This is a genomic window from Paenibacillus typhae (assembly GCF_900099765.1).
In the GTDB taxonomy this organism is placed as follows: domain Bacteria; phylum Bacillota; class Bacilli; order Paenibacillales; family Paenibacillaceae; genus Paenibacillus_AQ; species Paenibacillus_AQ typhae.
In genome coordinates, this window is sequence record NZ_FNDX01000031.1 from 31,905 (window position 1) to 46,073 (window position 14,169).

14 protein-coding genes are annotated in these 14,169 nt (G+C 56.0%); 2 read left to right on the top strand and 12 right to left on the bottom strand.

All coding sequences use genetic code 11. From position 1 onward, the window contains the following. Positions 1-5 precede the first annotated feature (5 nt). From BLR64_RS20895 to BLR64_RS20915, 5 genes are all read right to left on the bottom strand, one after another. Positions 6-1,226 (bottom strand): ABC transporter permease, encoded by a 1,221-nt coding sequence (locus BLR64_RS20895; RefSeq protein WP_090717104.1) that lies wholly within the window; start codon positions 1,224-1,226, stop codon positions 6-8. 1 nt (position 1,227) lies between these two features. Further along, on the bottom strand, positions 1,228-1,974 hold the full coding sequence (locus BLR64_RS20900) for an ABC transporter ATP-binding protein (protein ID WP_090717106.1): 747 nt from the start codon (positions 1,972-1,974) through the stop codon (positions 1,228-1,230). Then, entirely contained in the window at positions 1,971-3,449 is a 1,479-nt protein-coding gene (locus BLR64_RS20905) for a DEAD/DEAH box helicase (protein WP_090717107.1), read from the bottom strand. Before BLR64_RS20905 ends, BLR64_RS20900 begins: the two co-directional genes overlap by 4 nt. Positions 3,450-3,544: 95 nt before the next feature. Then, positions 3,545-4,324 (bottom strand): SDR family NAD(P)-dependent oxidoreductase, encoded by a 780-nt coding sequence (locus BLR64_RS20910; RefSeq protein WP_090717109.1) that lies wholly within the window; start codon positions 4,322-4,324, stop codon positions 3,545-3,547. 27 nt (positions 4,325-4,351) lie between these two features. Further along, positions 4,352-4,807, bottom strand: a complete 456-nt coding sequence (locus BLR64_RS20915) for a chemotaxis protein CheX (RefSeq protein WP_090717110.1) — start codon at positions 4,805-4,807, stop codon at positions 4,352-4,354. Between the two features lie 338 nt (positions 4,808-5,145). Between BLR64_RS20915 and BLR64_RS20920 the strand changes: the two genes are divergently transcribed. Both BLR64_RS20920 and BLR64_RS20925 read left to right on the top strand, forming a co-directional pair. Further along, entirely contained in the window at positions 5,146-6,048 is a 903-nt protein-coding gene (locus BLR64_RS20920) for a LysR family transcriptional regulator (RefSeq protein ID WP_068726435.1), read from the top strand. 57 nt (positions 6,049-6,105) lie between these two features. Further along, positions 6,106-6,918: a histidinol-phosphatase gene (locus tag BLR64_RS20925; protein WP_090717112.1), complete on the top strand. Its 813-nt coding sequence runs from the start codon at positions 6,106-6,108 to the stop codon at positions 6,916-6,918. Positions 6,919-7,014: 96 nt separating this feature from the next. Here the strand turns inward: BLR64_RS20925 and BLR64_RS20930 are convergent, their stop codons facing one another. The 7 genes from BLR64_RS20930 to sdhA all read right to left on the bottom strand — a co-directional run bounded on the left by BLR64_RS20930 (position 7,015) and on the right by sdhA (position 14,140). Then, positions 7,015-7,761, bottom strand: coding sequence for an NADPH-dependent oxidoreductase (locus tag BLR64_RS20930; RefSeq protein ID WP_090717114.1), 747 nt, complete (start codon positions 7,759-7,761; stop codon positions 7,015-7,017). Positions 7,762-7,988: 227 nt separating this feature from the next. Further along, positions 7,989-8,537 (bottom strand): GNAT family N-acetyltransferase, encoded by a 549-nt coding sequence (locus BLR64_RS20935; protein WP_090717115.1) that lies wholly within the window; start codon positions 8,535-8,537, stop codon positions 7,989-7,991. 61 nt (positions 8,538-8,598) lie between these two features. Next, positions 8,599-9,534 carry a metallophosphoesterase gene (locus BLR64_RS20940; RefSeq protein ID WP_090717117.1) on the bottom strand — a complete coding sequence of 312 codons (936 nt, stop codon included), beginning with the start codon at positions 9,532-9,534 and terminating at the stop codon, positions 8,599-8,601. A gap of 20 nt (positions 9,535-9,554) precedes the next feature. Continuing rightward, positions 9,555-10,289, bottom strand: coding sequence for an ion channel (locus tag BLR64_RS20945; protein WP_090717118.1), 735 nt, complete (start codon positions 10,287-10,289; stop codon positions 9,555-9,557). A gap of 83 nt (positions 10,290-10,372) precedes the next feature. After that, the gene (locus BLR64_RS20950) at positions 10,373-11,182 is read right to left on the bottom strand and encodes a DUF3891 family protein (protein WP_167360747.1); all 810 of its coding nucleotides are present in this window, start codon (positions 11,180-11,182) and stop codon (positions 10,373-10,375) included. 400 nt (positions 11,183-11,582) lie between these two features. Beyond that, a complete protein-coding gene (gene sdhB, locus BLR64_RS20955) occupies positions 11,583-12,347 on the bottom strand; it encodes a succinate dehydrogenase iron-sulfur subunit (protein ID WP_090717121.1) in 765 nt (254 codons plus the stop codon). A 50-nt stretch (positions 12,348-12,397) separates the two neighbouring features. Then, positions 12,398-14,140 (bottom strand): succinate dehydrogenase flavoprotein subunit, encoded by a 1,743-nt coding sequence (gene sdhA, locus BLR64_RS20960; protein ID WP_090717122.1) that lies wholly within the window; start codon positions 14,138-14,140, stop codon positions 12,398-12,400. Between the last annotated feature and the right edge of the window lie 29 nt (positions 14,141-14,169).

The window sequence follows — 14,169 nt, forward strand, 5'->3', positions numbered from 1 at the left end:
ATCCGTTACAGGTCATCATCGTCCGGGTCAGCCGCTTTGCGCTGCATATACATTTTGAAAAAGAAGGCCAGCAGCGCACCGCACAGCAGGCTGCCGGCGGCCGGAAGCGGCCGTTCCCCCAGGGTGAGCAGAAAAGGCCAGCCAAGGACCAGCACAAGCACCAGCAATGTGCGGAAGATGAATTGCGTAGTGCTGTCTGCCCTGCTGCCTGCAGGCAGCGGATACACCGTCAGCCAGAACGACTCACTGTGCAGCTTGCGCAGTGCCGACAGCTGAATGCCGGTGATGAACAGGAAAAACAGGTAGATGCCGGTTCCGGCATAGCTGCTGCGGTTCCAGAGGACCAGCAGCATGCCCAGAACGGCAATCCGCAGCACGATGCCGAAGACATCGCCGCGGGCGAAGCTTTTGGTCAGCAGGAAGCGGTAGGCGCTGTCCCGCCGCCAGGCAATGCCGCCGCCCCAGCGGGACAGATAACGCCGGGCGTAGACCCGCTGCTCGCGTCCCGGCACGTCCACGAACCAGCCGAGCATCATCAGGGCTCTCGTGCCCTGGTTCTTCTCGGTGGCAATCAGCCGCTCCCAGGGAACGGCATGCCGGTTAGGAACACGAAGCGCCGCGAAATAGGCTGCAGACAGAATAACGATGAAGATCAATGCCCGCAGCGGCGGCTGCCATAGCCATGCCGCGATCATCAGCCCGCCTACGGCCCAGCGCAGCAGCTGGTATCCGGCTGCAGCAGGACGTGAGAGCATCGCGGTCTCCCGCCACAGCCCGTAACTGGACAGCAGCTTCACTGCAATCAGCACCAGGGCTGTAAGCAGCAGGGACCCGTGCGCAGCATCGGTGCGTATGTACAGCGGCCATAATGTAATGAGAATGAAGGCCAGCCGAAGTATTTTCCAGACGTTTCCGCTCACCCAGGCCGGTGCAAAATACTCCTTCATCCGGTGGCCCTGCGGCAGGAGAAAGATTGTGTCCGGGCTCCGCAGATAGGTCCGGAAGCTGCTGTGCACCGCTGCAGGCAGCAGAAGCACCAGCATAATCCAGCGGATCGGCAGATCGGCCGGCGTGTCGCGCAGCAGCGCGGTATACCAGGCTGAGAAGGCGATCAGCACAAGCAGGAGCACCATGGCTACACCGCTTCTGATTACATATCCCGCATAAGGGATCATGCTGCCCATGAACCGGCTGCGCCGCTGCCGGCGCAGCTCTTTCAAATCCATATCATTTCCCTCCCTGCACCAGTTCGTAGAACAGCTGCTCCAGATTCAGGCCGCGCAGGCCGGCAGCTTCGGTCATCTCGGCAAGCGTGCCCTGGGCGATAACCTTGCCGCGGTGCAGCACGATGAAGCGGTCGCAATAGTTCTCAATTGTGGAGAGGATATGGGAGCTTAGCAGGATGGAGGCCCCCGATTGTTTCAGCTCCAGCATGAAATCAAGCAGGGAGCGGATACCGAGCGGATCAAGCCCCAGGAAGGGCTCGTCAATGACATAGAGTGCCGGCCTTGCCACAAAGGCACACATAATCATAACCTTCTGCTTCATCCCCTTGGATAAATGGGAGGACAGCGTATCCATCTTGTCCTCCATATTAAAGAGTGCAGCCAGCTGCAGGCTGCGGGTCTCATAATCACTGCGCTCAACCCCGTAAGCCCTGGCAGTAAACTCAACATGCTCGCGGACCGTCATCTCCTCGTACAGAAGAGGCGATTCCGGCACGAACGTCAGCGCGCTGTGATACCCTTCCGGGTCGCTGCTCCGGGTCTTCCCCTGGACGGTGATTTCGCCCTTGTGCGGCGACATCAGCCCCAGGATATGCTTCATCGTTGTGCTCTTGCCTGCTCCGTTCAGGCCGATCAGCCCGACCATTTCGCCGGGCTTCACCTGCAGGCCAATGTCATGCAGCACCGGCTTGTTCAGGCTGTATCCTCCGCTTAATCCCGTAATTTGCAGTACGGGCGCACTATTCATTGACCGTCACCTCCCGTGGTTTTGTTCTTGAGCCACTTGGGCGCTCCTTTATTCTTGCGGTTCTTCTCGCGTTCCGCACTGCTGCTGCGGGCTTTGCCGCCGCCCGCAGCAGAGGCTGCTCCCGCCCCGCTGCGCCCGCCCGGGGCCCGGCCGGCCCCATGCTGCGGCTCACGCCGCACAGCCGCGCCGTCCGGCCGCGCTGCAGCCGGCCTTGCGCCTGCCGTGTCCGGCTGCACAGCCGCCGTCCGCACCGTCTTGCCGCCGCGCGGCGCTGCGCTCTCCCCGCGCTGGCCGCCTGAACTCCCGCCGCCTTGGCCGGGCGCCGGTCTGCGGGCTTCTTCCGCCGGCAGCACCTTGCCGGCGGACAGGGCCCGTTCCTCGAGCTGAATATCCAGCTCGCGGGCGAACTTGCGCATGATAAACGTCTGCTGCTCGGTGACGATCGTCACCGACAGCCCGCGTTTGCCCATGCGCCCGGTACGGCCGGCCCGGTGCACATAGTGCTCGGCGTCAAAGGCCGGATCGAAGCTGACGACAAGCGTCAGATCTTCGATATCGAGGCCCCTGGCCGCCACGTCACTGGCGACCAGGACGCGGAACTTGCCGTCCCGGAATTTGGCCAGCACGTTGCTGCGCGTAACCTTGTCGGCATCGCCGTACAGTGCCGCCGCCGTAAGACCAAGATGGTTCAGCTTGGCCTCCACCTCGGCTATGTCCTCCGTTGCATTAACGAACACAATCGCCCGTTTCGGATTGTAGTGGCGGATAATCCGGCGCAGCATATCCACCTTGTTCCGTTCCTCTGTCACCACATAATGATGCTCCAGCGTCTGGGCGGTCATTACGCCCGGGTCAATGCCGATCTCGGCCGGGTTCTTCATCTCCCGCGCGGCCAGTGCTTTTGTCTCCGGGCCGATGGTCGCAGACAGCATGACCAGCTGGCGGGTACGCAGCGCGCTGCTGACAATCTTGGCCACCTCGCCGGCTCCGCTGAGCTGGAACATCTGGTCGGCCTCGTCAATGACAATCGTGCTGACCTCGTGCATCTTGAGCTTGCGCAGGCCGATCAGCTCGCGGATGCGTCCCGGTGTGCCGACGACAAGCTGGGGATGCTCGCGCAGCTTGTCAATCTGGCGTTTGATCGCCGCTCCGCCGATCAGTCCCATCACCTTGATGCCGCGGTAATCGCCGTACCGCTCCGCCTCGCGGAGAATCTGCATGGCCAGCTCCTGGGTCGGGGCCAGCACCAGCTTTTGCACCACTCTCTGCTCCGGGTTAATCCCTTGAAGCAGCGGCAGCAGGTAAGCCAGCGTCTTGCCTGTTCCGGTCTGGGATGCGGCAAGCACGTCCCTGCCCTCCAGCAGCAGCGGGATCGTCTGCTCCTGAACGGGAGACGGGGCGGTAATGCCGAATTCCGACAATCGGGCAACAAGGTCCTCCTGGATGCCGATGGCCGCAAAAGAAGCGTTAGTCATAAGTAGGTTTCATCCTTTTCGCTAAGTAATATCTTCATTATATGCCAAAAAGGCCTCTCCACCAAATGGAAGGCCATTTCTTTGTAAATACACCTCTATTTACGGTTCATTGCATTATAGGTCAGCTTGTCTGCCAGACGGGGGAACAAACCGTACAGCCGGATGCCGAAGCCGGCAATTCCGGGAAGATCGATTTCTTCCTTGCGCTTCTCCATCAGCTTGACGATTCTGGCGGAGACATACTCGGGGGTCATCATCATCCGGGCCACATTCTTCTGGTAATTGCCGGAGGGATCTGCCGTCTTGAAGAAATCGGTGGCAATCGGTCCAGGATTGACCGCAGACACGGTGATACCGCTCTTACGCAGCTCCTGGCGCAGGGCATTGGTGAAGCCCAGCACGGCATGCTTGGTCGCCGTGTAGGCAACCGACCGGGCTGTGCCGATTTTTCCGGCCATTGAGGCGACATTGACAATCTGGCCGCTGCCCCGCTGCAGCATATGAGGAACGACCGCCTTGGTACAGCGGACGATGCCCATGTAGTTGACATCCATCATATCATCGAACTCCTGCGGCTCCATCTCGGTGAATCCGGCAAACTTGCCGTATCCGGCGTTGTTCAGCAGAATATCAATTCTGCCGTATGCCGCCAGGATCTCAGTGAACACCCGTGCCACTTCAGATTCGTCAGTAACATCGCAGGTATACAGTCCAAAAACGCCCGGAATTCCGGCCGCCGTTTCTTTCAGCTTCTTCTCCGAACGGGCCAGCAGAACGGGAACCGCTCCCTTGGCGCTGAGCATCCGGGCAGTAATGGCTCCGATCCCGCTTGAAGCTCCTGTAATCACAACAATCTTGTCTTTAAGCTGTTGCATGAATATCTTTCAGCTCCTAAAGTCCGCCTAAGAAATCATCACTTGAATATCGAGTTCTCCAATGCCTTCCATCAGCAGCGGGATGCTGAGTGCTCTGCGCGGAACAATCGCCATGCTCTCCAGCTTCATCAGCTTGGGCGGCGTAATATCAACGGATACCCCCTGATTGGAAAGAATCGTACTGGCATTTCCGCTGATCATATTGCCCAGCTCCGAAATGGCACTCTGCCCCATTTCATCCATTTCTGCGATCGGATAGCCGCCCATCATTGCAGATACCATCTTCAGCGCCACATGCTCCTCAAGCCCAAAAATAATATCCCCGCTGAGCTGCCCTGTCATCCCCACCTGAATCCATATATGATTATCGATCAGTTCAATATCCTTGATGCCCAGATTTCCGGTGGATGGCGAGACCTGAATCACCTGCTCAATTACAATGCGTGCAGACTCTAGAAATGGATTGATTACTTCTGCTTTCATGAAAGTGCTGTCCCCCCTCTACCTGGCTTTAGTCATATACCAAAAGTCCTAAGCGATAATGATTAATTATACTTCATATATCGGCATTATTCACCAAAAATTAATGCTTCTGTCGAAGGAATTGAAAAGATAGTTTTATGCCGTGCATTGCCCTGCCGGATGTAATCTCCTATAATTTAATCAAATGCCAACATTCCGCGTAAGATAAGCCTGTTTAAACCATCTATTTCCCTGTACAGCATTTCAGATTAATTATCCTGCGAAAACGCCCGGTTTCCACACTATATAACAATTCAGCTATTCGGCGAACGATTCGGTAGGCAAAAGGGGGCACATCTATGAACATTAGCCAGCTGGAGACACTGATCACAATCTCCAAGACGATGAGCTTTCGCAAGGCAGGTGAACTGCTTAACCTGACCCAGCCGGCAGTTTCGGCACAGATCAAAAGTCTGGAGGAAGAGTTCAAAACACAGCTTGTAGACCGGAACCAGCCGGTTACCCTGACGGACCGGGGCAAAGTATTCCTTACGCATGCAGAGAAGATTGTGGGCATTGTGGAGGAGCTGAAGCAGCGGCTTGCCGATCTGGACGAGAATCCCCAGGGGCATATTATTCTCGGAACGACCACCTCCATTGCAATACAGATTCTGCCGCGCATCCTGTCCTATTTTCAGGATCAGTTCCCGCATATCAAAACCTCGATTTCCTCCATGTCCTCATCGCAGATCTATCAGCAGGTGGAGAACGGGATTGTTGATGTGGGCATCGGCTACCTGATCGGGCAAAATCCGGGAATGACGACTTCCGTGCTGTATTACGACACCTTTGAGCTGGTTGTATCCCCAAGGCATCCGCTGGCCCAGATGAAAACAGCGGGCATTGAAGCGCTCGGCACCACACCGCTTATTCTGCTCTCCCCCGATACGGTCGGCCGCAGATTCGTCGATGATGTACTGGCCAGGCACGGCATCCAGCCTCAGGTTATTATGGAGCTGACGAGCAGCGAGGAAGTGAAGCGGATGGTCGAGCTTGATCTTGGCGCAGCCGTTATTTCCAAGCAGTCAGTAACGGCCGAGGTCCGCAATGGAACACTCAAAATCGTCCCGATTATCGAGCTGGAGGTTACCCATCCCGTAGGTGTCATAACCAAATCAGGCAAATATGTCAATTCCGCCATGCGCCAGTTTCTAAGCGATTTGAAGGGCATGCCGGAAACTCAGTTCATCGGTTCGGAATAACCGGTATGATGTACTGCTGACGTACACACACTATGGCCAAAGGAGATGTCCACACATATGAAGTTCGACCTGCACACCCATCATTTCCGCTGCGGCCATGCCGACGGAACCATCAGGGATTATGTAGAGGCCGGAATCGCCGCCGGTCTTAGCGTTATCGGAATTTCCGACCATACCCCTTACTTCGGCCATAAGGCGGAGCAGGCCTTTCCCCATATCGCCATGGCTAAATCAGAGATTGTAAACTATATAGAAGAAGTGCTGTCCCTGCAAAAAGAGTACGCCGGCAAAATTGACGTCCTGCTCGGCATTGAATCGGATTATTTCCCCGAGCATGCTGAATTGTACAGGGCTACGCTGGCCGCTTACCCTTTTGACTATGTAATTGGCTCCGTACATAGTGTTCACGGCGTCAGCATCTTTAACAAGAGCCGCTGGAAAAAGCTCGGCCAGCAGCAGAAGCAGGCCGTCAAAGCGGAATATTACCGGCTGATCGCTGATTCTGCCCGCAGCGGCATGTTCCAGATTCTTGGCCATATCGATGCGATGAAGGGCAACTATCCTGAGTTCTGTGATATTCCTGCTGCTGCAGAGATTGATGAAGCTCTGCGTGTGATCGGGGAATGCAGAACCGCAATCGAGATCAATACCTCCGGCGGCACGAAGCTGTGCGGCGGCTGGTATCCTTCGGATGACATTCTCGAGCGCGCCCTGCACTACGGCGTAAAGGTCAGCTTCGGCTCTGATGCGCATAAGCCTTCCCGGGTTGCCGACCAGAGAGGTGCGGTGGAAGCACGGCTGAAGGAAATCGGCTTTAAAGAGTGGGTGTATTACAAGCGGCGTGAACAGATTGCCGTACCTATTGAATAACGGACTACATCCGATCCAAAAAGCACCGCAGCAATCAAGGCTTCGGGGCAGCGTACCTTGCTTCCCTGACTGTCCTTTTATGCTGCGGTGCTCTGTTTATTTCTGCAGGTTGCTGCAGGTAAAGCCCTGCTTAGGAAGAGTCTCCCCGGCATCCCCGTACTGCGGATTCAGCGCATAGAAGTGGGCGATGACTGCGCTCCAGTCCCGCTCCGTCTGGCCGGCCGACTTCAGATACTCCCGGAATTCCGCATTGTACTGCCGGATGCTGCCTTCAAGCTCGCGGTTATAACGTTCTTGGTGGTACACGGCCTCCAGAGGCAGACGCGGCTTCTTGGGCAGCTCCTCACCGGGGTAGCCGATACACAGGCCGACTACCGGGAATACATACTCCGGCAGCTCCAGCAGCTCAATAACCTCCGCGGTATTACGGCGGATGCCGCCGATCGGAATAATGCCAAGTCCCATGGATTCGGCAGCAGCCACCGCACTTTCCAGCGCAATTCCTGCATCGACGGCCCCGACAAGCAGGACATCGGCATCCGCCGCTGCCTCAAACGGCTGGCCCTCCAGCCCGGCGGCCAGCTTGGTGCGGTAAAAATCCATACAGAACACCAGGAACACCGGTGCCTCCGCCACATGCTTCTGATTACCGCTCAGCGCTGCCAGCTTCTCCCTGCGCTCCTTGTTCTGCACGGCAATGATAGTAACCTGTTGCCCGTTAACCCAGGAAGGGGCTGCCTGTGCAGCTTCGATAATCATCCGCAGCTGATCGGGTTCTACAGGCTTATCCGCATATTTCCGGAACGAACGGTGATTCTTTAGGGTGTTCAGCACTTCATTCAATGGTTGATTCCTCCTAAGGCTGTAATAAACATTATTCTTGTTCCTTATCATAACCCGGCTGCATCGGCAGCCGCCAGTTTTCCGGGCATAAAGCTGCAGCTCAGCCCTGCTACCGCTGAACGCACAAAAAAATGGACCCGGAGCACCGGGTCCCAACAGCAGTTATATTTTCAAAAGGGGGTCATGTACTTAGTTTAACCGGACACTGTTAGAGTTTGATAACGGCTTTATTTCAATTGTGTAACAATGCTGAACACTTTTATGACATCGCCCGAGCCGTCTGCCACCGGCAGAATCCGGTCCAGGGCCAGTCCGTTTTTGAGCATGACCCGCTCGCTTCTCAGATTGCTGCCGCGGCAGCGCCCCTCCGCCTTCGCAAGGCCCAGCTCCTGCACCGCATAGCTCAGCATCAGCCCGACAGCCTCTGTCGTGAAGCCTGCACCCCACCAGTCCGGATGCAGCATGTAACCTAACACGGCTTTGCCTTCATGCCGGTTCCAGTTCTGCAGGGACACTGTTCCGATCAGCTCCTGCCCGCCTCTGGCATAAATGCCGGCATGCAGGGCACAGGGATCATGGGCATGAATCATCCGCTGGGCCAGCTTGTCCAGAACCGCCTGCTGCGATCCGGCTCCGCAGCGCATCACAATATGCGGCTGAACCTCCGGATGCGAGAGAAGAGCCTTCAGCCTGCCGGCTTCAGCAGGCTGCATCTGTCTTAGTTCAACTGCTGTTCCTTGCCGGGCGGTGAATGATACTGTTTCATAAGTAATCATATAGTTCCCTCTCCTCTGCAGTTAATGGCGGTTCAGCAGCTTCGCCCTGATTCTTCCTCCGCTAAGCTTGACGCAGGGTGAGCACCGTCAGCTCCGGCCTGCACAGCAGCCGGAAGGGCATATAGGTTTCGCCGAAGCCTCTGTTCACATAGACCGGCATGGCTTTTGCTGCGGTGTAATATAAACCGCTTATGTATTTAAGCGAACCGTAAGGCGTGTACGGTGCCCCAATGAACGGCATGCGGATCTGGCCGCCATGGCTGTGTCCCGATAGCTGAAGATGAAAGGGATAGCCCTCCGCCGTGTCGGCATAATCCGGCTCATGCATGAGCAGCACCGTGAACATATCCTCAGGGACATCCTTAAGCGCAGCGGCAGGATCGGGAATGCCCTTGAGCATGTCCTCCAGACCGGCCACCGCAATCCTCGCGCCGCCCAGGCTGACCACATAGGCCTGATTCCGGAGGACGACAAAACCGGCAGCCTGCAGCAAACGGGTAAGCAGCTCTGTATTTTTATAATCATGATTGCCAAAAATCGCGTATTTACCCAGGGGTGCGGTTAATTCCGCCAGCAGGGCTACCGAATCGGTCAGATCCTCGGCTTCACTATCCACGATATCCCCGGTGAAGCAGATCATATCCGGCCTGGCTTCCTTGATATGCTTCACCAGCCTTTTCACATCATCGGCATCTTTATTGAAGCCCAGATGGACATCGCTGAAGTGAACAAGCCGGGTACCGGAAAAAGCGGAAGGAAGCTTGCCCAGCGGCAGCTCCAGCTCCGTAACCTCGAGCCAGTTAGGCTCCCCCTGCCAGACATATCCGCCTGTAAGCAGCCCTGCCCCGAACAGGGTCGCGGTTCCCCAGGCCAGGAACTGGCGGCGGGTGATTTTGCGGCTCCCGGCCTTGCCGGGCTCCGGAGCACCTGAGCGGCGTCCTGCGCCCGAAGGATTTTGTATTATATTGGGAGAAGCCCCGGACGAGTCTCTATTCATAGGGAGATTCTCCTTTCGTACTATTTGGTGGACGGTGTATCTTCAGCTGCAGCAGCCTGCCCTGATTCCTGTTCACTTTTATCGTCCTCATAGTCTTCGACTGCATCATCAATTTTCACATCAATTTCAGCTTCAATTTCTTCTTCCGTACCCGGCCCGAGAATTTTGCGGAACAGCCCCAGCATGGACAGGGCATAAGCCACAGTGATGAAGCTGAAGCTGATCTGCATAATGACAGCAAGCCGCGAAGTATTGTCACTTGGTGCCACATCCCCATAGCCCACAGTCGTAAACGTAGCAACGCTAAAATATAGGAAGGTGATCAGTTGGCTGAGCAAATCTTCTCCCAGCCCCTTTCCCTGAAAGGAGGACTGTCCAAACAGCTTATAAATAGATGTATATACGATGGTAAAGAAAAGAATACAGGTCAAGGCGGCAATACTGATGCGGACCAGCGTCTGCTGCAGCCTGACCTCCTTGTCATTGGATAATTTGATTTCATGAAAGATGAACAGGATGTAGAACAGGACCGAAGCCAGCACAAACAGCAGAATCAGTGCCCGCAGCCCGCGGTGACCCGGTACAATCGAACCCAAGTCGATCCAGTTCAGCAAATCCTCCGCCGAGATCAGCGCATAAATCAGCACCGGAACAAGCAGTACCGCCTTTCCTACCCATCTCCTCCGGAGCCGGTAAAACAGCAGCGACAGCAGGATTATTACACCAGCGTTAAAGGTCCATATCCATCCGGTCACCGCTATCACACTCCTGTTCATTGGAAAGCAAAGCTTATCGCTTCAATAAAGCACTGCGGGCAAATGTTGCTCCCCGCACGGTCCTATGCATCAGCAGATTTTTCCTCCAGACGCCCGGTCAGCCTAATCCGGCATTCTTCCTCCGGTGTCTCACGGTAGGCGCGGGCAATGCCCCTGTCTTTAATCTCCTGCCGGCTGACCCTGCGCAGCTTGAAGACTGCCTCTACCTCCCGTGTAAACGGGAACGGCTCAAGCATTAGCGCCGACTCATCCTTCCATTCTGCGGTAATGGTCCGGCCTGAAGTAAACCTGAAATCCTCGCTCCCGGAAAAGCCGTCTGTCCACCATGGATGCTCCTCGGATTTGGGGCTTCCGGGCCTGTTGAGCACCATATACAGTGACAGATCATCGCAGAATTGCAGCAGCCTGGCATCATAGAACAGCTCATCCTCGCCAATCGGCACATTACGCTGCTCCAGCTCCCGGTGAATGCGGGCCCTGCGCTCTGCCTCATCCTTCTGATATTCCGCAAGCTCCGGATTCTCCTCTCCGGACACTTCAATCAGCCGTTCAAAATGCAGGCTGCACAGCAGCGCGCCATAGGCTGTCACAGCTTCAATCTCATTTAGCCCGCGCCGGTAAAAGGTCAGCTTGGGCACAACGGGAAAATCAATAAAGCTGTAAGGCGCGTCCTCCGCATCATTCCAGAAAGGTGTCTCATCCAGATCAATCCAGCCGCGGTCATGGTTGGCGATAGCCCACAGCACCTCATCCCGGCGTACGGATTCCGGCACCTGCTCCTCTTTGAACCATGCCGCCAGCTCCCCGGCCAGCCGTCCGTGATCATGCTGTTTAACCATTACAATGAATCCATCCTGCTCTCTACAAATCAACGTCATTCCTCCCCGGTACTCCTTGGCCTGAAAGCGCATTAACTAAGGAGATTATAACATATGGACCTAAATTTGTTTAAGTTTCCCTTATATACAGGCACAGCGTATGTATCTGCGGAATGTAAATCATGTACCCTTTATGGCAGCAAAAAGAAACATACAAACATTTACCAGTCGGATGTCTGAGCCTACATTTCACAGAACTGTACCAATCCTACTTTATTCAGGCGTTTCCGGCAAAATCTCCCCGCAAGGCGGAGCCTGCTCATGTCCCGAAAACAAATAATAAAAAGCTGTTCCCCCGGGCAGCATTGCCTTAAGGAACAGCTTTAGCATATGCAGCGTTTTAGCTGCCGGAACGGTCGCCTTTTATCAGCCGCCTATGCTCAGTACTCTGGAGTTACACACCCAGCCAGCGCTTGAACATATGCTTGGTGGTCTGTTTGTTGATCTCGGCGATCGAGGTGGTCAGCGGAATGCCCTTTGGACAAGCGCGTACGCAGTTCTGCGAGTTACCGCAGCCGTCGATCCCGCCGTCCTCCATCAGTGCTTCCAGGCGGTCGTCGGCATTCATTTCGCCCGTAGGATGGGCGTTGAACAGCCGGACCTGGGAAATGGCAGCCGGACCGATGAAATTCGTCTTCTCGTTAACGTTCGGGCAGGCCTCCAGGCAGACGCCGCAGGTCATGCACTTGGACAGTTCATAAGCCCACTGGCGTTTTTTCTCGGCCATCCGCGGCCCCGGACCCAGATCATACGTACCGTCGATTGGAATCCAGGCTTTGACGCGCTTGAGGGCATTGAACATCCGGCTGCGGTCGATAACGAGGTCGCGCACGACCGGGAAGGTCTTCATCGGCTCAATCCGCACCGGCTGCTCCAGATTGTCGATCAGAGCGGCGCAGGCCTGGCGCGGCTTGCCGTTGATTACCATCGAGCAGGCGCCGCACACTTCCTCCAGACAATTGGAGTCCCAGCAGACCGGCACCGTGCTGTCGCCGCTGGCGTTAACCGGGTTACGCTGGATTTCCATTAAGGCGCTGATTACGTTCATCCCCGGCCGGTAGGCCAGCTCAAATTCCTCTGTATAGGGCGAGCTCTCTGGTGCGTCCTGGCGGGTAATGATAAATTTCACGTTTTTGGGAGCTGCAGCTGTTTCCGCCATATCGGTTACCTCCTAAAAGTTTTGTGAACGTTACTTCTCAGATTTATTACTTAGTCCTTGGAATAGTCACGCACCCGCGGCGGGATCAGCGAGACATCCACTTCCTCGTAGGAAATCTTCGGTCCGTCCGGTGTCCAGGTTGCTTTGGTCGTCTTAAGGAACTCCTCATCGTTGCGGTTCGGGAATTCCGGCTTGTAGTGGGCTCCGCGGCTCTCATTGCGCAGCAGCGCCCCCAGCGTCATCGCCTCGGCCAGCTCCAGCATGTTCCACAGCTGACGGGTGAAGGCTACACCCTGGTTGTTCCAGCGCGAAGTATCACTCATGTTAATACGGCCGTAACGCTCCTTGAGCTCTTTGATTTTGCCGATGGTCGCTTCCAGCCGTTTGTTTTCGCGCACCACGGTCATGTTGGCGGTCATCCATTCGCCCAGCTCTTTGTGAATCACATAGGCGTTTTCTGTACCGGACATGCCCAGCAGGGACTCGTATTTGCCAACCTGCTGCTTATGGAAGCTGTCGAATACACTGGACGGAATATCCTGTACAGACTTCTTAAGCCCTTTAATGTATTCCACTGCCTTCGGCCCCGACACCATACCGCCGTAGATCGCCGAGACGAGCGAGTTCGCGCCGAGACGGTTCGCGCCGTGATACTGGTATTCACATTCGCCGGCCGCGAACAGTCCGGGAATATTGGTCATCTGGTTATAATCGACCCACATGCCGCCCATGGAGTAGTGGACCGCCGGGAAAATCTTCATCGGAATCTTGCGCGGGTCATCGCCCATGAACTTCTCGTAGATTTCGATAATACCGCCGAGCTTGACATCAAGCTCCTTCGGGTCCTTGTGCGACAGGTCGAGGTAGACCATGTTCTCCCCGTTAATGCCCAGGCCCTGATCCACACATACGTTGAAAATCTCCCGCGTGGCGATATCACGCGGCACCAGGTTTCCGTAGGACGGATATTTCTCCTCCAGGAAGTACCACGGCTTGCCGTCCTTGTAGGTCCAGATGCGTCCACCTTCACCGCGCGCCGATTCCGACATCAGCCGCAGCTTGTCATCGCCCGGAATCGCCGTCGGATGGATCTGGATGAATTCCCCGTTGGCATAATGCACACCCTGCTGATACACCGCGCTTGCAGCCGTTCCTGTATTGATAACCGAGTTGGTTGTTTTGCCAAAAATAATCCCCGGGCCTCCGCTGGCCAGAATAACCGCATCGGACGGGAAGGTCTGAATTTCCATCGTCTTCAGGTTCTGTGCGCTGATGCCGCGGCAGACGCCCGCATCGTCGAGAATAACCGAGAGGAACTCCCAGTTCTCGCTCTTGGTCACAAGGCCTTCCGCCTCCCAGCGGCGTACCTGCTCATCAAGCGCGTACAGCAGCTGCTGGCCGGTAGTTGCCCCGGCAAAAGCCGTCCGGTGGCGCTTCGTACCCCCGAAGCGGCGGAAGTCGAGCAGCCCCTCCGGCGTGCGGTTAAACATAACCCCCATCCGGTCCATCAGGTGGATGATTCCCGGCGCCGCCTCACACATCGCCTTGACCGGAGGCTGGTTCGCCAGGAAGTCACCGCCGTAGACGGTATCGTCAAAATGCTCCCAGGGCGAGTCGCCCTCGCCCTTCGTATTGACGGCCCCGTTGATGCCGCCTTGTGCGCAGACCGAGTGCGATCTTTTGACCGGAACGAGAGAGAATAGATGAACATGTGCGCCGGCTTCCGCGGCCTTGATGGTAGCCATCAAGCCTGCCAGCCCGCCGCCCACGATAATGATATCGGCTGATGCCATGAGCGTTCCTCCTAAAGTTTTGTAGGGAT

Coding starts and splice junctions, on each gene's coding strand:
- BLR64_RS20895 (WP_090717104.1), bottom strand. CDS start 1,226: ATGGATTTGAAAGAGCTGCGCCGGCAGCGGCGCAGCCGGTTCATGGGC.
- BLR64_RS20900 (WP_090717106.1), bottom strand. CDS start 1,974: ATGAATAGTGCGCCCGTACTGCAAATTACGGGATTAAGCGGAGGATAC.
- BLR64_RS20905 (WP_090717107.1), bottom strand. CDS start 3,449: ATGACTAACGCTTCTTTTGCGGCCATCGGCATCCAGGAGGACCTTGTT.
- BLR64_RS20910 (WP_090717109.1), bottom strand. CDS start 4,324: ATGCAACAGCTTAAAGACAAGATTGTTGTGATTACAGGAGCTTCAAGC.
- BLR64_RS20915 (WP_090717110.1), bottom strand. CDS start 4,807: ATGAAAGCAGAAGTAATCAATCCATTTCTAGAGTCTGCACGCATTGTA.
- BLR64_RS20920 (WP_068726435.1), top strand. CDS start 5,146: ATGAACATTAGCCAGCTGGAGACACTGATCACAATCTCCAAGACGATG.
- BLR64_RS20925 (WP_090717112.1), top strand. CDS start 6,106: ATGAAGTTCGACCTGCACACCCATCATTTCCGCTGCGGCCATGCCGAC.
- BLR64_RS20935 (WP_090717115.1), bottom strand. CDS start 8,537: ATGATTACTTATGAAACAGTATCATTCACCGCCCGGCAAGGAACAGCA.
- BLR64_RS20940 (WP_090717117.1), bottom strand. CDS start 9,534: ATGAATAGAGACTCGTCCGGGGCTTCTCCCAATATAATACAAAATCCT.
- sdhB (WP_090717121.1), bottom strand. CDS start 12,347: ATGGCGGAAACAGCTGCAGCTCCCAAAAACGTGAAATTTATCATTACC.
- sdhA (WP_090717122.1), bottom strand. CDS start 14,140: ATGGCATCAGCCGATATCATTATCGTGGGCGGCGGGCTGGCAGGCTTG.